Annotated in this window: 15 protein-coding genes; 7 read left to right on the forward strand and 8 right to left on the reverse strand. The window is 38.2% G+C overall.

All coding sequences use genetic code 11. The features are described 5' to 3' along the window. Nucleotide 1: 1 nt before the first annotated feature. Both CXF65_RS14410 and CXF65_RS14415 read left to right on the forward strand, forming a co-directional pair. Nucleotides 2-2,203, forward strand: a complete 2,202-nt coding sequence (locus tag CXF65_RS14410; protein ID WP_198552019.1) for a DEAD/DEAH box helicase — start codon at nucleotides 2-4, stop codon at nucleotides 2,201-2,203. Next, complete coding sequence (locus CXF65_RS14415; protein ID WP_101212770.1) at nucleotides 2,196-3,539, forward strand: GIY-YIG nuclease family protein; 1,344 nt, start codon at nucleotides 2,196-2,198, stop codon at nucleotides 3,537-3,539. Before CXF65_RS14410 ends, CXF65_RS14415 begins: the two co-directional genes overlap by 8 nt. Before the next feature lie 73 nt (nucleotides 3,540-3,612). On the opposite strand, the gene CXF65_RS14975 is transcribed toward CXF65_RS14415, so the two are convergent. After that, nucleotides 3,613-3,777, reverse strand: a complete 165-nt coding sequence (locus CXF65_RS14975; protein ID WP_157824084.1) for a hypothetical protein — start codon at nucleotides 3,775-3,777, stop codon at nucleotides 3,613-3,615. Nucleotides 3,778-3,788: 11 nt separating this feature from the next. After that, on the reverse strand, nucleotides 3,789-4,325 hold the full coding sequence (locus CXF65_RS14420) for a hypothetical protein (protein WP_101212772.1): 537 nt from the start codon (nucleotides 4,323-4,325) through the stop codon (nucleotides 3,789-3,791). 134 nt (nucleotides 4,326-4,459) lie between these two features. Between CXF65_RS14420 and CXF65_RS14425 the strand changes: the two genes are divergently transcribed. The 5 genes from CXF65_RS14425 to CXF65_RS14445 all read left to right on the forward strand — a co-directional run bounded on the left by CXF65_RS14425 (nucleotide 4,460) and on the right by CXF65_RS14445 (nucleotide 14,258). After that, entirely contained in the window at nucleotides 4,460-6,208 is a 1,749-nt protein-coding gene (locus tag CXF65_RS14425) for a class I SAM-dependent DNA methyltransferase (RefSeq protein ID WP_319823092.1), read from the forward strand. A 63-nt stretch (nucleotides 6,209-6,271) separates the two neighbouring features. Then, a complete protein-coding gene (locus tag CXF65_RS14430) occupies nucleotides 6,272-8,473 on the forward strand; it encodes a DEAD/DEAH box helicase (protein ID WP_198552020.1) in 2,202 nt (733 codons plus the stop codon). After that, on the forward strand, nucleotides 8,427-9,818 hold the full coding sequence (locus tag CXF65_RS14435; protein WP_101212776.1) for a GIY-YIG nuclease family protein: 1,392 nt from the start codon (nucleotides 8,427-8,429) through the stop codon (nucleotides 9,816-9,818). The genes CXF65_RS14430 and CXF65_RS14435 overlap by 47 nt, the downstream gene beginning before the upstream one ends. A 247-nt stretch (nucleotides 9,819-10,065) precedes the next feature. Next, nucleotides 10,066-12,003, forward strand: a complete 1,938-nt coding sequence (locus tag CXF65_RS14440; RefSeq protein WP_101212779.1) for a DUF262 domain-containing protein — start codon at nucleotides 10,066-10,068, stop codon at nucleotides 12,001-12,003. After that, on the forward strand, nucleotides 12,000-14,258 hold the full coding sequence (locus CXF65_RS14445; RefSeq protein WP_101212780.1) for a DUF262 domain-containing protein: 2,259 nt from the start codon (nucleotides 12,000-12,002) through the stop codon (nucleotides 14,256-14,258). The genes CXF65_RS14440 and CXF65_RS14445 overlap by 4 nt, the downstream gene beginning before the upstream one ends. 101 nt (nucleotides 14,259-14,359) lie before the next feature. On the opposite strand, the gene CXF65_RS14450 is transcribed toward CXF65_RS14445, so the two are convergent. The 6 genes from CXF65_RS14450 to CXF65_RS14475 form a co-directional block, all read right to left on the reverse strand. Continuing rightward, the gene (locus CXF65_RS14450) at nucleotides 14,360-14,593 is read right to left on the reverse strand and encodes a hypothetical protein (RefSeq protein ID WP_101212782.1); all 234 of its coding nucleotides are present in this window, start codon (nucleotides 14,591-14,593) and stop codon (nucleotides 14,360-14,362) included. A gap of 57 nt (nucleotides 14,594-14,650) precedes the next feature. Next, the gene (locus tag CXF65_RS14455; protein ID WP_101212783.1) at nucleotides 14,651-14,983 is read right to left on the reverse strand and encodes a hypothetical protein; all 333 of its coding nucleotides are present in this window, start codon (nucleotides 14,981-14,983) and stop codon (nucleotides 14,651-14,653) included. Between the two features lie 183 nt (nucleotides 14,984-15,166). Then, complete coding sequence (locus tag CXF65_RS14460; RefSeq protein WP_101212786.1) at nucleotides 15,167-15,622, reverse strand: DUF1810 domain-containing protein; 456 nt, start codon at nucleotides 15,620-15,622, stop codon at nucleotides 15,167-15,169. A gap of 81 nt (nucleotides 15,623-15,703) precedes the next feature. Next, complete coding sequence (locus CXF65_RS14465) at nucleotides 15,704-16,705, reverse strand: leucine-rich repeat domain-containing protein (protein ID WP_101212788.1); 1,002 nt, start codon at nucleotides 16,703-16,705, stop codon at nucleotides 15,704-15,706. Nucleotides 16,706-16,779: 74 nt separating this feature from the next. Continuing rightward, nucleotides 16,780-17,868 carry a helix-turn-helix transcriptional regulator gene (locus CXF65_RS14470; RefSeq protein ID WP_227523284.1) on the reverse strand — a complete coding sequence of 363 codons (1,089 nt, stop codon included), beginning with the start codon at nucleotides 17,866-17,868 and terminating at the stop codon, nucleotides 16,780-16,782. Between the two features lie 53 nt (nucleotides 17,869-17,921). Next, nucleotides 17,922-18,779, reverse strand: a complete 858-nt coding sequence (locus CXF65_RS14475) for a PP2C family protein-serine/threonine phosphatase (protein WP_101212792.1) — start codon at nucleotides 18,777-18,779, stop codon at nucleotides 17,922-17,924. Nucleotides 18,780-18,912: the final 133 nt, after the last annotated feature.

The raw sequence follows: 18,912 nt of genomic DNA on the forward strand, positions 1-18,912 counted from the left end.
TATGTCCCAGCCTGTTAATATATTAAATCAAAGTTATGCTCAAACTGGTCAGAGCAAACAAAATAATCCTTTAGGTATGCGCGAGATGCAGGAACGTGCATTTGAAAAGCGTAATAGCCAGTATTTGCTTATCAAGTCACCTCCAGCATCAGGCAAGTCACGAGCAATGATGTTCTTAGCCCTAGATAAGCTCATCAACCAGGGCATTAAAAAAATCATTATTACTGTACCAGAGATGAGTATTGGTAAGTCTTTTAAATCAACACCACTCAGCAACTTCGGTTTTTTTGCAGACTGGGAAGTAGCAGAACGCTATAACCTATGTGTGAATACCGCCCAAAGCGATACCAGAAAGACGGCTATTTTTTCTGAATTTCTCACTCAGGATGCGGATGAAAGCTCTCTACCACAGGTGTTGGTCTGCACCCATCACAGTTTTAGGTATGGTTTTGATAAAGTGATAGAAAATGGCGGTAGCATTGAGTTATTTAACGATGTGCTTATTGGTGTTGATGAGTTCCATCATGTATCAGCAAGTGATTCGAACCGTCTTGGCGCTATATTAGACAGTATCATAACGCAGACCAGCGCTCACATTGTAGCAATGACGGGATCTTACTTCCGTGGTGACTCAGTACCTATTCTATCTGACAGTGATGAAGAAAAATTTGAAAAAGTGACCTACACCTACTATGAGCAGCTTAATGGATACGAGCACTTAAAATCATTAGGGTTAGGCTATTATTTTTATAAGAAGTCATTTTTCGATGCTTTAGATAAGTGCCTGGATACCTCTAAAAAAACCATCATTCATATTCCTAACGTTAATAGCCTTACCGCTGAAACCGATAAATACGAAACGGTTGGCCGCATTATTGACATTATAGGTGTAATGGAAGACCGTGATGACGATACAGGGGTAATCACAGTACGCGCACACGATGGTAGGCGATTACTACTTGCTGACTTGGTGACTGATGATGCCTTAAGAGCGAATACCCAAGCCTACTTAGCCGAGATAACATCCAGAGATCAGATGGACATCATTGTGGCTCTTGGCATGGCTAAAGAAGGCTTTGACTGGCCTTGGTGTGAACACGTATTAACCATTGGCTATCGTGGTTCTCTTACTGAGGTAGTGCAAATTATTGGCCGTGCTACGCGAGATAGCGAAGGCAAGAGCCATGCCCAATTCACCAACCTAATTGGTGAGCCTGATGATGATAAATCCACAGTTAAAGATACTGTAAACGACCTCTTAAAAGCCATTACCCTATCCTTACTCATGGAGCAAGTCCTTAAACCTAGTATTAGCTTTAAAAGACGTAGCGAAATAGATCTATTAGGCAAACTAGATTTACCACTTGGCACCGTAATTATTGATGACTCTACGAACCCACCATCTGATAGGGTGATGAATATACTTAATAAAGATAGGGATGAGCTACTGGCCCAGTTATGCCAAAGCCCAGACAGTATCAAAAAATATCTAGCAGCAGAAACTAATGGCATAGAAGCCGAAGCGGTTTCAGATACCGTTCTTCCAAGCCTCATTCGAAGTAAATACCCAGCCTTAGATGAAAATGAAATACGCCAGACGCAAGAAGGTCTTATGCAGTATATGGCGATTAACCGTGAAGGCGGTGTGATTGAGGGTGAGAACATTCCAGATGATGCCGTGATTGAAAATGAAAGGTTTTTTATTAAGCAAGGTAGTGAGTATATAGACATCTCTACACTAAGCTTAGAGCGCCAAAACAAGCTAAACGAGAGTGATATTATCAAAGGACGCCACTTACCTACAGATGCTAAAATCTATAATCCTCAAAGCAATTCTAGCAGTACAAATGAGCGTAATTCTAGCAATAGCTTCGTAAAGATAGGCAGTAAGTTTGTCAACGTAAGCAATTTTCCGATTGAGTTAGTGAAGTCAGTCAATCCTTTTCACGACTCCTACGAAATTCTCTCTAGGACAGTTGATAAAAAAGTATTACAGACCATTAGTGATGCCGTCCATGCTAGCCGATCAACCGTAACTGAGGCAGAGGCAGTTATAGCTTGGCCTAATATAGTTGCTTTCATTAAGAAAAACGGTCGCAACCCTAATAAGAATGCAGATAGTGATATAGAGCGGCGTATGGCAGAAATCATGTCCTATGCTAGAAATCAAAGAGCGAAACAAGAAGTGAATAGCCATGATTAAGCTTGATGAGATATATCAAAGTCGTGAGTATAAATCTTTAGAAGATATATTTGCCAATGACACTATGGGTATATTCGATGACGTTAAACCCATCTCTCAAAAACCAACCAACAATAGCCTCTTAGAACAGCAGTTTGCTGAGATAAACTCGTTTATTGATACACATGAGCGTTTACCCAATGCGGATACTGGCGGTATCAATGAAAAGATACTCTCGCGGCAGCTTGCCTCTATGAAGGCCAATAGCTCGTTTGCTAAAGAATTAATCGCCTTTGATAAGCATGGACTATTGGTTGGTGAAAACTCCAACTCTGACGTTCCAAATGAGCATACGTTATTGGATAAGGAGATAAGCGATAGAGATGACGCTGCTTATCAAGATATTAGCAACGAAGAACAACAGGCCGAAATAGAACCTCCTAGTGAATCAGTTTCATTTACCAGTTTGCAAGATATTTTTAACAGTGATGAGCTGGGTATTTTTGACGATGTTCAATCAGATATCTTAATCAGTGACAGTCAAAACAGTCTACGCGCCACCTATGATCAGTATGATGATGAGGATGTAGCGAGACGCTTTGAGTGCAAGGATTTTTATAAGTTTGAGGCAACATTTGAGCGCATATACCATGCAATACAGTCTGGCTCTTTTACTAAAACAAACTTCGCCTCCTCAAAAAGCATTACCATTGGAAGTGTTTTTGTTTTGAATGGATTGCTTTGCTATGTGGCTGACATTTATAAAGCAGAAGCCAGAAAGAATACTCGTAGCCAAGAGCGTCTGCGCCTAATATTTGCTAATGGCACAGAGTCGAATATGCTCACTCATTCACTAGCTACTGCTCAATATAAGTACGAGAATAGCTACCAACTTTTAATCAACGATTCAGAATGGATAGACACAGAACTAGCTAAAAATTTCGGTGATAAACGTCAACTAACTGGTGTTATCTATATTGCAAAACTAATTGATACTCCAGACAATTTAGCGCACTACAAAAACCTTCATAAAATTGGTTTTTCCACCCTGACAGGTGAGGCCAGAACTAAGCATTCGATTAGGGATACAGCTTTTTTACAACAAGCAGTAGATATTATTGCTGAGTGGGAAGTTTATGATGCAAACGCCCGAAGTGTTGAAGGTGTCTTGCATGCTTTTTTCTATGATCAGAGGGTAAAAGTATCGTTGAAAGGGTCTGATGACAAGGTTTACAAGGCAACCGAATGGTTTGATGCTCCGCTTACTGAGATTGAAAAAGCAATTAATTTAGTTATTTCTGGAGATATTAAAGACTATAGAATGGATAGTGCGAGTGGTAAAATCGTGGGAGCATAGAATGCTATCGTTATAATAATAGCATTCTACAATCACAGTGGATTAAAAGGTTTTATCAAAAACCGCTTAACCTTTAGTTTCTGTCTTTATATTTAGAGTCAGGATGAGAGTCGCCTACAGAGCGGGGAAACATTCCAGTTGGAGGAGTTATCTGTGCCTTATCACTACCCTGTGTTGGTTCATGATTTTGCTGCTCACCTGCTGTTGTGGAGTTGTCATTTACTGTTTTATCGTTCATAGAATATAGCCTTAAATAACAATCATAATTAGAGTTAGAATTACAAGCATTACAAACAAGCCAATAAGTAGTTTGTTGATTCTAGGTAGCGACTCTTTTATCGACTCACCTATTTTCTTATTGTGCTTGTCATAATCCTTGATGCTGGAGTTTAGTTGCTTACATGCCCCAGAGTATAAAGAGTTAATTTCAGAAGTAATCATGCTATCAATCTCACTTGATTTAAAGCCAATTTCGTCTTTGTCGCTTATACCAAATGAATCGCCAGCCATCTTAATCATAAGACATAGTAAACGTGAGAGGATAAAAGCAATTACGCAAAAAATAACTATAAAGAAACTCAGCCAATAACTACTAACTGCAACTAAAGAGCGAATAACATCTGAGTTATAGTTCATCAAGAAAACTATTACAGTTGTAAATGTTGTAAGTAAAAAAATCCATAATCGAAATAATGACATAACTTTAGTTTCAAGATTACGCTTGCGATCAAGCTCTCTATCTAAAGTATCGCTTATTACAGTATAAAGAAATTGTCCTGAATCCAAAATAAACCCCTTAAGCTACCAAGGGTTATTATACTTCATAAATAACGAATGTTGAGTAAGGAACTGTGATCACGAACCTATTCTCTAAGCGATGACAAAAAAGATAAAATGTCACTACTTAACCATCTTAATTAGTGACATTCGAAATCATCCTGATATCATGGATTTGTAAGGGTTTTATCAATGTCACCACTATAATATGTTACGGATATTGCGGCTCAGGCAACTTTTTGATTATTGCGTATAAAGAGCTACGGAAACTAGAAATTGATGTATTAAAAGCACAACGCGATTTACTAGGCTCGAAAGACAATCTATTAGGTCTAGGCTTTGATAGTGTGGTCAGCTTGGATAATTTATACGGTATCGAGTATGACGACTTTGCTAGTCAAATTGCGCGTTTGTCACTATGGCTCGCTGAACACCAAATGAATGTACTATTCGAGCAAGAGCTTGGCGCATCCACGCCGATGCTGCCACTCAAAGAGAGTGGGCATATTGTGTATGGCAACAGCTTACGCTTGGACTGGAATGAAGTCTGTCCAAATAATGGCAGTGACGAGATTTATATCGTAGGTAATCCACCATTTGGAGGCTCAGGAAATCGTACAGATGAACAAACAGAGGATATGACGCGAGTATTTAAAGGATTCAAAAAGTTTAAATTTCTCGATTATGTGACTTCATGGTTTTGGAAAGGTGCACAGTATATTGCTAATTCTAATGCCGAACTTGCCTTAGTATCAACCAACTCGATTGCTCAGGGTGAACAAGTAGCTATGCTATTCCCCTATATATTTAATTTGAGCATTCATATTCGCTTTGCCTATCAAACATTCCCATGGCGCAATAACGCTAAACATAATGCTGCTGTACACGTAGTAATTATTGGATTATCTGCGAAATCCAGTAGTAAAAAAACAATCTTTAAACTAATTAATAGAGCTTGGCATAGTGAAACTGTTGGTAATATAAGCCCTTACTTAATATCTGGTTCAAATATCGCTGTTGAAAGTCGAGGCATACCTATTCATGATGGCTCAAAAATGATTTACGGTAATAAGCCAGTTGATGGAGGGCATTTGATATTAACTTCTGAAGAAAAAATGAATTTGATTCATAACGAACCAAGTTCAGAAAAGTGGATACAAAGAATGCTTGGGTCTGTTGAGTTTTTAAACTCTAAAGAACGCTGGTGCTTATGGCTAGTAGATGAAAGTCTGAGTGAGCTTACTAGTAACCCTGAAGTATATAGAAAAATAGAAGCTGTCGAGAAAATGCGTCTTGCTAGCAAAAAGCCTGCAACCAATAAACTAGCTGATAAGCCTCATTTATTTGGAGAAATCAGACAACCTAGTTCAGGGGATTATATTCTTGTTCCTAGAGTATCTTCAGAGCGTCGTCGATATATACCCATGGGATTTTTCAGCTCAGATGTTATTAGCAGTGATCGTAATCAAATGATACCAAATGGCACTCTCTACGATTTTGGTATTTTAAACTCTATAATTCATAACGAATGGATGCGTCTAGTAACTGGTCGATTAAAAAGCGATTACAACTATTCTGGAACCATCGTATATAACACTTTCCCCTTCCCTGATGCCACTGACGAGCAGAAAAAGAACATTGAAAATCTCGCGGAAGAAATACTACTTGCCCGCGCCGGTAATGCTGGCATGACTCTCGCAGAATTATATGACCCTGATAAGATGCCTGACGACTTAAAACAAGCGCATAGCACACTCGATGATGCAGTGGATAAGCTGTATCGCCCGCAAGGATTTGCCAATACCGAAGAGCGCTTGGCGCATTTGCTGGCACGCTATGAGCAGCTTATCGAAGCTGAAAAACAGAGCAAAGGTAAAAAGAAAGCTAAGTAGCTTTTTATACGAGCCGCAGCCTAAAAAATAACGCCACACATCTTGTCCATAGTAGAGTAAACCATGTCTCAGCCCGTTAATATCTTAAATCAAACTTATGCCCGCACGGGTCAAAGCAAAACACATAATTCGATGGGCATGCGTGAAATGCAGGCACGTGCGTTCGAGAAGCGTAATAGCCAGTATTTGCTTATTAAGTCTCCACCTGCCTCTGGTAAGTCACGCGCCATGATGTTTTTGGCACTCGACAAGCTGATAAATCAAGGCATCAAAAAAGTCATCATTGCCGTGCCTGAGATGAGCATTGGCAAGTCTTTTAAATCTACCGCGCTTAGTGATTATGGTTTTTTTGCCGATTGGGAAGTAGCAGATCGCTATAACTTATGCTTAAGTCTTGCTCAAAGTGATACTCGCAAGACTGCTATCTTCTCAGAGTTTATAACTTCAGACGTCAGTGATAACTCTCTTCCCCAAGTCCTAGTTTGTACCCATCACAGCTTTAGATATGGCTTTGATAAGGTAATCGAAGATGGCGGTAGTATCGAGCTATTTAACGATGTGCTGATCGGTATTGATGAATTCCACCATGTATCAGCAGATGACTCTAACCGCTTGGGAGCCATACTAGATGGCATTATGACGCAAACTAGCGCGCATATCGTGGCAATGACTGGCTCCTACTTCCGTGGCGATTCAGTGCCTATCTTGTCAGATAGCGATGAAGAAAAGTTCGATAAGGTGACTTACACCTATTACGAACAGCTAAATGGTTATGAACACTTAAAGTCACTGGGACTGGGCTATCACTTTTATAAAAAGTCATTCTTTGATGCTTTAAACGAGTGCTTAGATACCAGTAAAAAGACCATTATTCACATCCCTAACGTCAATAGCTTAACGGCTGAGACAGACAAATACGAAACCGTTGGTCGCATCATAGATATTATCGGTGAAAGTGAATCTCGTGATGAGAATACTGGCGTTATCACCATACGTACGCATGATGGCAGACGCTTACTACTCGCAGACCTAGTCACTGATGACGCCATAAGGGTGAATACACAGGCTTACTTAGCTGATATTATCTCTCGTGATGATATGGATATCATCGTAGCTCTTGGAATGGCGAAAGAAGGCTTCGACTGGGAGTATTGTGAGCATGTATTAACCATTGGCTATCGCGGCTCTCTAACCGAGGTAGTACAGATTATTGGGCGCTCAACACGCGATAGCGCGGGCAAACACCATGCTCAATTTACTAACCTAATCGCTGAGCCAGAAGCGGATAAGTCTGAGGTGACAAGCTCTGTTAATGACTTACTAAAAGCCATTACCTTGTCGCTGCTTATGGAGCAAGTGCTTAAACCTAATATCAACTTTAAACGTCGTAGTGAGATAGACATATTAGGCACGCTAGACTTGCCGGCAGGTACCATTGTTATTGATGACACTGTGAACCCTCCCTCTGATCGAGTGATGAATATACTTAACCAAGACCGTGAAGAGATATTAGCTCAGCTATGCCAGAACGTAGATTATATTAAAAAGTATATCGCCGCCGAAACCAATAACGTCGAGACCGAGGCTGTATCGGATACCGTCATCCCAAGTATTATTCGTAGCAAGTATCCATCACTAGATGCCAACGAAGTAAGGCAGGTACAAGAAGGTGTGATGCAATATATGACCATCAACCGCCAAGGCGGCGTGGTTGAAGGTAAGGATATTCCTGAAGATGCGATCATCGAAAATGAACGCTGTTTCATTAAGCAAGGCACTGAGTATGTAGATATCGCTACTCTCAATGCTGAACGAAAAAGTCAGCTCAATGAAAACGACATTATTAAAGAGCGCCACTTGCCAGCTGACGCAAAAATATATAACCCTAAAACCAAATCAAGCAGTAGCAATGACTCAAATCCTAGCAACGGCTTTGTGAAGGTTGGCAGTAAGTTTGTCAATGTAAACAACCTTCCCATTGATCTTGTTAAATCGGTCAACCCATTTCATGATGCTTATGAAGTCCTCTCTAGAACCGTCGACAAAGAAGTACTACAAACCATCAATGACGTCGTGCATGCCAGCCGTTCTACCGTAACTGAAGCGGAAGCGGTCCTGATGTGGCCAAAGATAGTTGCTTTTATCAAGAATAAAGGTCGTCAGCCTAATAGAAACTCAGAAGATGCTATCGAGCGGCGTATGACTGAAGTTATCTCCTATGTCAGAAACCAAAAAGCTAAGCGAGAAGCCAACAGTCATGATTAAACTCGATGAGATCTATCAAAGTCGTGAGTACAAAACACTAGACGATATTTTTTTAAATGACAGTACTGGTTTATTAGACGATATAAAGCCTGTCACCAAAAGCTCGGCGAATAACAGCGTTTTAGCGCAGCAGTTTGACACTATCAACCTTTTTATCGATCAACAGGGGCGCATACCCAGTAGCAGTGCTAGCGATATTAATGAAAAGATAAATGCTCGCCTCTTAGCTACCATACAAACCAACCACGCAAACTCGCAAGAACTACTAGCTTTAGATAAGCATGGTTTACTAACTGCTCAACATACTGCGTCTACCCCATCTGACGACAAACCGACACTCTCAGACAAAAGTATGAGTAATGAGGGTGCTGGGTCTAAAAACGCAGTCAGCGCTAGCACTAAAGAAGCTGAGCCGGTAACCATGGCTGTTAGCGAGCCACCTGTTATTAATAGTCTGGATGATATTTTCAACAGTGATGACCTAGGTATTTTTGACAACATTCATTCTGAAATCTTAGTCAGTGATAGTCAGCTCAATTCTCGCACTACTTATGATCAGTACGATGATGAAGAAATAGCAACTCGCTTTGAATGTAAGGACTTTTATAAGTTTGAAGCAACCTTTGAGCGTATATCTCAAGCCATTCAAACGGGGGCTTTTACTAAAACTAACTTTTCATCAGTGAAAGACATCAGCATTGGCAGCGTCTTCGTCTTAAACGGGATTTTGTGTTATGTAGCGGATATATACCAAGCAGAGAATCGAAAGAATGAGCGTAACCAGCAGCGACTTCGTCTGGTGTTTGCTAACGGTACTGAGTCGAACATGCTCATTCGCTCTTTAGCTACCGCTCAGTATAAATATGAAAACAGCTACCAGCTACTCATTACTGATCCTGACTGGATGGATGATGAACTGGCCAAAAACTTTGGCGATGATCGGCAACTTACTGGAGTCATTTATGTCGCTAAGTTAATTGATACGCCAAGCAATTTAGCGCACTATAAAAACCTGCATAAAGTTGGCTTCTCAACCCTTACGGGAGAGGTGCGCACTAAGCACTCGATTAAAGATACCGCTTTCTTGCAACAGCCCGTAGAGATAATTGCTGAATGGCAGGTTTATGACGCCAATGCCCGAAGCGTGGAAGGTGTACTGCACGCCTTCTTTTATGATCAAAGAGTCAAGGTATCTTCAAAAGCAGCAAACGATAACCTATACAAGGCGACAGAGTGGTTCAATGTTCCCCTTGATGAGATTGAAAAAGCAATTAATCTGGTTATCGCCGGGGACATTAAAAACTATCGAATGGATGGTGCGGCTGGCAAGGTGGTTTTGAAATAATAAACTTCTACAGAATTAATTTATATCTATGAGTTAAGTATTACTAGATGCCATTACCTACAGTATTACGGGTCTATAAATAGCATTTATAGATATAGATTATCAACCAAAATATGAACACACTATACTGATAAAACCTCTAAGTCAGTATTCACAATGCTTCCACTACAAATTGATAATAATGTGATTTGCTAGGTGGCTTTGTGAAAGTCGGGGTTTGTCGTCAGAGTGTTTAAAGGATAATTAAATGATTGAGCTTAAACCAATAGCAATTAAAGATATTTCAGAGCATAAATTTTTTATTCGATATTATCAACGTGGCTATCGCTGGACAGAACAACAGGTTTGCCAGTTACTAGATGATATTGATAATTTTACACCAAGAGAGATCAAGGGTACGACGCCAGTTGAAAAAACTTTTTACTGCCTGCAACCTATTGTCTTGAAAAATCTACCGTCTAATGCGATACCAGATAGAGTACTTGAAGGCAGCTGGTATGAGGTTATCGATGGACAGCAACGACTTACTACTATTTATCTGATATTAAAATATATTAATGAGTTTTGGACAGGCAAGCAAAAAAAGCCAATGTTCAGCATTGATTACGAAACTCGTGAAAATTGTGTTCAATTTTTATCAAATCTAAAATTTAATGAAGATGATTTAACAGTTGCTATCGATAAAACTAATATCGATTACTATCATATCTCTAAAGCTTATCAAACTATCAGAGACTGGGAATTATCCTATAGAGAAAAGTATAAAGAATCTTTTTCTTCAGAAAAATTTTTAGATAACTTTTTAAACTATTCAAAAATAATTTGGTATGAGGTCGAGCAAAAAGAAAATAGCATTAAACTATTTGAAAGGCTAAACCTTGGTAAAATTCCTTTAACCAATGCCGAGCTTACCAAGGCACTATTTTTATCAACAGATAGTTTTAGTGAGTTAGCGACTGAAACACAAAGAATTAAGCACTACGAAATCGCCTCGCTATGGGACGATATAGAACACAAGCTGAATGAGCAAGATAGGAAGTTTTGGTCATTTATAACGAACAAGAAGCGAGAAGACTTCGATACTAAAATTGACCTGATTTTAGATCTAATTGCAGGAAAATCAGCAAATGATCATGATACCTTGCATACATTCCTTTGGTTTTTAAATGAGAGCAAGACCCCTATTACGGATAGCTCCAGTTTATCAATAGCTTGGGAACGAATTGATAATTTTTATCACACCCTTATTGAATGGAATAATGATAGAGAGCTTTATCATCTAATAGGCTACCTTGTCTCAAGTAGGCGCATAAAAGACTACGACAAACCTTCGCTAAACCAGTTAGTTAAGTATGCAATGAGTCATAGCAAAGATGAGTTTACAGCTCACATCAACAAGCACATTCAAGATTCAATAAGTTTTGGCTTTACAGAAGATAATGTCACAGATCTTAGTTATGATAAAAACAAGGCTGTACTTTTCAACTTGTTACTCTTATTTAATGTGGAGGTTTATCGTACGTCAAAAACCATAGACGACTTTTATCCGTTTAAACAGCATAAGTCTAACCAATGGAGCTTAGAACACATTCATGCCCAAAGCTCCGAAGGGTTAGATCAAACTAAAAAAGAACAATGGATTCAATGGTTAGAACTACATTTACCTGTACTAAATGACTTAAAAAACCAACCTGAATTCGAGGTTGATCCTGCTATTAATAAAATAATATCGGAATCTCAAGATTACATTAGCAATAATATTACTTTGAGTTGGGAGCGATTTAATAGCTTATTTGAAAAAATAAATAAATTACTTTCTTCTAAAAATGATCAAAACAATACACAAATTCATGGTTTAGGGAATATGGCGTTACTTAGTCAACCTGATAACTCAGTGCTAAATAACTCGGCGTTTGAGGTTAAGCGACGCCAAATTATTAAATTGGATAAAGAAGGCAGTTTTATCCCTATTTGTACCAAAAGAGTATTCCAAGGTTATTATTCTGATGCTGGTTCTTTAGAGCCTAAGTACATTTGGAGTCTGCAAGATCAAGAAACCTACCTTAAAGAGATGCTAGATACTTTGTTTAACTACATTCCATATGATGACCTTGATAACTCTAATAACATCGCTCTACTATTCGAATTAGATAGCACCACGCCCCTGTCAGAGGAAGACCTATGAGTATTACAGAAACAAAATTTATTGATCTGCTTGAACAATACAAGGTCATTATTCCACCTATTCAACGAGACTATGCACAAGGTAGGAATAATGAAGACGTTAGAAGGATTCGTCATAGATTTTTAAATAACATATCTGACGTATTAGCTGAAGATTATAACGATGCGCCTTTGAAGCTTGATTTTATTTATGGCTATTTGGTTAAAGATGAAGACGAAGATAATAAAAAAGACAGTATACCGATCTTCAAGCCGTTGGATGGGCAACAACGCTTGACCACATTGTTTCTGTTACATTGGTATACGGCAGTAACTGAAGACAGAATAACCGACAAAAATCAAGCTTTATTAGCCAATTTCTCCTACGCTACTCGTGATAAATGTAGAAAGTTTTGTGAAAAGCTTATTCACTTTATACCTAACCAAGAAGTAGATAGTAAACCAATAAAGTTGCAAATTGAAAATCAACCATGGTTTTTTATTTCTTGGCAAAGTGATCCTACTATTGTCTCTATGCTGGTTATGCTTGATGCAATTGAAACTATTTTTAATACTAATAGTTTAAAAAATGTTTGGGAAAAATTAATAGGCGATAGCCCAAGAATCGTTTTTTATTTGCTTGAAATGGAAGGTTTAGGACTGCCAGAGGATTTGTATATAAAAATGAACTCTCGTGGTAAACCCTTAACCAACTTTGAACATTTTAAATCTCAATATTCTGGAATAATCCCAGATAGCATGGTACCTATTTTCAATCAAAAAATTGACAATCAGTGGTCAGACTTGTTCTGGAATATTAATAAGACCAACGAGAGTACTAATATCGATATTGCTGCTGAGGTCGATCAATCTTTTTTAAATTTTTATCAATATATTACAGACTTGCTAATTACAACCAAGGATATAATAATCGAAGATGATTATTGGCTAGAAGTTGCTAGCACTGTATATGGTAATAATCAGGAAAATGTTGAGTACCTATTTAACGCATTAGACGTATTTGTAATGCAACAACAAAATGATCCTGATTTCTTCTCTCAATACTTATATATAAACAAAACTAATTTTTTAGTTAGTAAAGTTAGAATGTTTTTTAATAGCCCAGATACCAACTTATTCCGTAAATGTGCTCAAGTGTATAACACTGAACAAAGAAATGCTTTCTCCATCGGTGAGCAATTAATGCTATACGCTATGATGCGCCATTTGCAAGATAATATCGTTGGGTTTTCAGATAAAATAAGAAAGATACGCAATTTAGTTGCCGCTTCTGAAGACCAGATAAGAAAAGAATATTTGAAGGTTTTATATAAAGATATAGATAATATCCTTAATGATACAAAGCTTGAGGATAACTCTCGCCTTTCAAAACAGCAACTGTCAGAGGAGTCAATCAAGTCGAATCTAATTGCTAATAATGAAGCTCTAAAGCCTGTAATTTATAAGCTTGAAGACCATAATTTACTTAGAGGATCAGTGTCAGTATTGCAGCTTGCTGAAAATGAAGATATTGAAAGATATGCAACCGCATTTGATACTATATTTTTGGAAGATACAGACAAAAACTATACGATGATTAGTCGAGCTATGATGACAATAGACGATTATTCTCAATACTATGGTTACGGTAAACGGCGCATTGGTAATGACAACGCTTCGATATGGCGAGAGTTATTTACAAAGAGCGATAGGCGTAAAGGCTTTGATCATACACAAGAAATTTTACAACAATACCTAAAAATATTTTTAGATAATCCTGATATCAGTAATCAATCCATTATTAATAACTATTCGCATGAGTCTTACCCTTGGAACTACTACTTTGCAAAGTACAGTAGCTTTAGCAACTTTAAGTCTGGGTACTATTTTTGGGATCAATATAAGCTTAAACCATATGAATGCTTTATGATGAACCGAAAGCAATTCAATGGTCACCACTGGAACCCTTTCCTTTTAGAATTGCGTAATCAACATAAAGAACACTGTAGTATTAATGATTATGGTGGCGACCTCCAATTTGAGTATCAAAACTGTATTTTAAATATCAAAACGCACAATAATAGTTTTGAGTTTTACGCTCCTGAAGAGGACTTAGTTAGCAATTATGTCCTATCAAGAATTATAGAATATGGAATACTAGATGAAAATGCAAGCCTTGTAGTTCCTCAAGATAATAATGGTCATGACCTAAAAGATCGTATTAAATTATGCTCAAATACTTTATTAGACATAGAGAGGTTTTTGATTGATCTTTAAATCCAGATCAAATTAACTATAAGTCTGCTTTCTCTAAATCCTAATCTGACGTTATTAATATTAATAGACTGGACTAGGTTTAGACATTAATGTCTAAACCTCTACTCCTCAGCATACATTGCCCTTAATCGAAAAGAGTTAGGCTTATCACTCATACTTGTGCAGTAGTAATTATATAAATCATCAGCCATAACGTTCTTTTCAACAAAGCCCACTATATAAGAAATAGTATCTAGTGAGGGGCTTTCGCTACTCTCCATACCTAACAATAGCCCTTTGATATTAAGGTTTTTAGGGAGATGACCAACCAACTCATTGGCTGCTTTTTTTGCCATATCTGTTTCAAATCCATCTGTTATATGAGTTTGAACAAATTTATATGATTTTTCTCGTTAGAATAATTTTTTGATATCGTTAACATCTATACCTATTAAGCCACGTGAACTGATATTCAATAACTTAACTACTTGATTTATTTCATTTGGCTGACATCTAACAATGCCCTCTATAATATCTAAGCGATCAAAATCCATATCATCTGTTTGCAATCCCACTAAAAACCAAGCCTCTGATTTTTGTTTTAGCTCTAGTAACGCATGCTCATCCCAATCATCATTGATGATAAAACAACCAATAGCAGACTTAAGGTAATGATCCATGATTTGTCGATATAGAAAAGCACTAGGTATGTCATCTATATGCGAGTCATCAATCTGATACTTCATGGTTATGCTCACTGATAATTAGGGGGTTTTAGTGTAGCCAAAAGTATCAAAATCTGGCGATATTTGACGGCAGTAGAAAGCTTGCACAGTTTCTAAGATATTCATCATCCGGCATAATTCGCTTATTAAAGTTTGATCTTCACTAAGGATTACATCAGTTTTTAGGGTCTCGTTCGGTTTTATTTACTTAGATTGCTGATCATTGATTTGCTTTAGCATTTTTATCGTGTTTATATCGTAACTCCCTTCAAAATACTGATCCAAAAGCTCGTTAAAAACACATTTCTTATTAGGCGATGCTAAAGTAAATAACGTAAGCGAAGAGTGTAATTTCAGCGTATCGATTGATCCGAAAATTTCTAAAGCGCTTTTATCAGGATGCAACAATAGTAATTCAGCACACTCTCTCAACCGTGCTCCAAGCACGTCGTGCTGCAAATACTCTTTTGCCTGCTCTAGACTCTCAATTGCAAAACGCCGAGCCATTGTGCTGTGTCCCAAGCCTTTCACCTGTGGAAAAATGAACCACATCCAATGGGTGCGCTTCTGCCCTTCGGTTAACTCTTTAATAACCGATGGATAAACAGTATTTTGAACTTGAATAAAATCATCAAATAGATGCTTATTTATAGTTTTCACTTCCTGTATTCCTTGCTACTTAATAATAATCATTTGCAAACGATGTCCACAATTTCATTCAAGCCATTACCTTACGCCAAACTACCCGATCATATATATCATACCCATCCAACAGTGCTCAGGCTTATCGACAACTTCTGCATTATAGAAAACATATTTATCGTCTATATCCATTTTATCAATAGTATCTGATGCAATTCTAAGCTCATCAAGCGTAAGTCGACGGTTACTTTCAGCTTGAAACATTATAGCGTTTATAGTGATATCTTCAGGAATCTGATCAATGATCTGACTAAATACTTTGTCTGATTCAGATACTTTTAATGCACTAGCTTGTATAAATTTAGCAGGTTTCGCAAAATTTATTGCTTCTCTAACATCTCTAAAGTCTACACTCACCACAGAATAGTCGAAAGTAGTTTCAAACATATTTATTATTTTTTGTACTTCATCAGGCTTGCAAATGATCACACCATCCACCACATCAAAATCATCAATAGTTTGTTCAGTGGTTTGCAAAACGAGTAAGAAATCTAATACTGCTTTGAACTTTAAATCAATTAGTGCTTTTTCATTCCAATCATCACTAATAAGAACAAACCCGAAAAAGGATAAGCCATAATTCTTTTCCAAGGGGCTATATAACGAAGTGAAAGCCATACGCTCTATATGTAACGTTTCATTTTCATTACGACACTTATCCATAAGAGTCGTGGGTAGCTGATTGCTTAAGTGAGTAGGAATATTTAGCGAACTCAAACTGATTAGCCTAGCAAAGCTCTCAGGAAGTTGCTTAACCTCATCACTAGTAATCGTCAATCGCTCTAACTGACTTAATTGACCTATAGACTCTGGCAAACGTTCAAGCGCTTTGCAGTTTAGGGCTAAATGGGTTAGGTTGTGTAAGTAACCAATACTTTCAGGCAGCTCAGTAATCTGGTCAGAGCAGATCTCCAATTCTGTTATCGCCAGTAAATGCGCTTCGTTACGTGGTAAATCCTTTTCAGAAATCCCAAAATCATCGGCCCATGTCCACAGCTCTGACATCCATGGTTTTGCAGTAGTAGTATTGTTTGTTATCATTTTAAACTTCCTGTTAAAGTTGAGAATCAACTCTTCGTTAAATAATTTAAGATCACATTATTAATAACTGAATCTTAATCTCCATATAACTCTAACGCACTATGTAAGCGCTCTAGAATTACGGTTTTTAGCACTGGTGGCTCAATGACAACAGACAACTGTGACATACTCACCAGCCAATCTTGCAGACGAAGCGTATTGGCAACCGTAGCACTGACTTGATTCCAAGTGTCATCGATAGCAATAATTTTTTGATCTATCGATAATGGACGCTCGTATAAATGCTGACAGGCATATCTTTGTACCTTTAAAACCAGTTTGATCTGTGCACTATCAGTCGGCTCTAACCTACCAAGTTTATGCAAATGCTCTAATGAAAAAACATCTCGCCCTACCCAGTCAGGTATCGGCTTATCTATGACTACTGCCTCGGTGATACGATTGATTGCAAAATTACGATGCGCTTTTAACAGCACCTCATCATCGATATGATCATCAGTAGGATTAAAGCCTGTGAGATAAATCATATTGTCAATAAAGATCAGTCCTTTAGGATAAACAACTCTTTGAGTTGGTTTTTCTTCCCATTTACTTTGATAGCTTATTTTTAATTGACGATTTTGTAGCAAAGCTTGATGAATACTCGCCATCACATCATTATCAAGTTGTGGGGCTTGCACGATACTAGGCAAGGTGATGAGATGATTTTGCCATTGCCCAAGCTCACTTTGATGGAAACTCTCCTTATCCTGTCGACGTAGTTGAGTGAGCTTAGCTGTGATCCCTTGTTTAAAAGACACTGGTAAATAGTTTGCCGTATACTTATCGAGCATCTCCCAAAAGAACACTGTTTGCTCGTTAAGAACGTCGATACTAAAGCTCGGTTCAATATAAAAGCGTGCTGTTTGTCCGCTGATATTTTGCCCCCATCTCGGTACTCGAATTAAGGCATCACTATAAAAAATACCGTTAAAGATTTGATTTAAGCCAATCAGATCGTTCTCTAAGTTTTTACGCTCATTAGCGAAATTATCTGGATTATCACCATAACCAATCATCAACTCTGTCAGTGACACAGCATCAGCTTCACTACGAGGCAGACATTGATATAAAGCAAATAGACGTGTCGACTTTATATAGCTGGCCATTGGATGCGTGGACATAGCATTTACCCTATTACGTGATGAGCTCATCACTTCATTATTAAAACAATGATTCAATCAAAGCGAAGCAAAATGGCTGTGCCATTATCATAGGCATTGCCATCTGAATCATAGACCTGATTTTTAAGAGTGATGAGCCACTCCTGTAAATCTGTCTGTGCACTGACAGTTTGCCAATCATGACTTGGCACTAAGTCATGAATACCATCCGTACAGACCAAGAGACAGTCGCCACTATTAACATCAATAGTGCAAGAGTTGGCTTCTGGTACTTCACTGCTTATATAGCTGTCATCAGCCGTCAATGCAAAGCATTCGGTAATGCTATACAGACTTCCCGCCATTCCTTCTCGGTTATAGTCAGAAAACTCCGCTTGCCGACCTTGCTCCTGTGCCTGCTGATCAATGAGTTCATTTAGCAAGTTATGATCGCGAGTCAGACATTGCCATTGTGACGTGCCTTCGGGCAGCCAATAAACACGACTATCTCCTACATGGGTTATCGTTGCCTTCACTGCCCCACCACTATTTACTTCTCCCACTACCATCGCGAGGGTTGCCGCTGCACCATGACGCTTAGATGAATGCTTGGCTTGATTAATCAGCTGATGAATACTGTCTGAACGGATGCTCTTCCGCTCACTCCATAACCGGCTAATTGCTTTCACCACTGCCTTTGAGCAGTGCTGTGAATGATTAGAGCTTGCCACACCATCAGACACTGCTAAGCAAAAAGGAGATGCCACTGGTGTCACTGCCATCACCCCTAAGTCTTCTTGATACCAATTGTCCAAAAAGAAAAAAGCATCTTGCTGCAGGTTATTACTGGCATTACCCTGAAAGGTAGTTGCAGAGGCTTGTGCTACTGACTTGGCAGATTTTGGATAGCGGTCATTTGAGGAAGTATTCATAGCGGTAAGCCCTTATGGTTATCATAGAGGCCAGTATAACGGACAACCTATAAAATAAATTTACAGGTTATATATTATTAAACATTTTAGTGTATAAATAGGCTCTACTAAAAACTTTTATAAACTTACAACT

This window comes from Psychrobacter sp. Sarcosine-3u-12, from assembly GCF_002836005.1.
Taxonomy (GTDB): Bacteria; Pseudomonadota; Gammaproteobacteria; order Pseudomonadales; family Moraxellaceae; genus Psychrobacter; species Psychrobacter okhotskensis.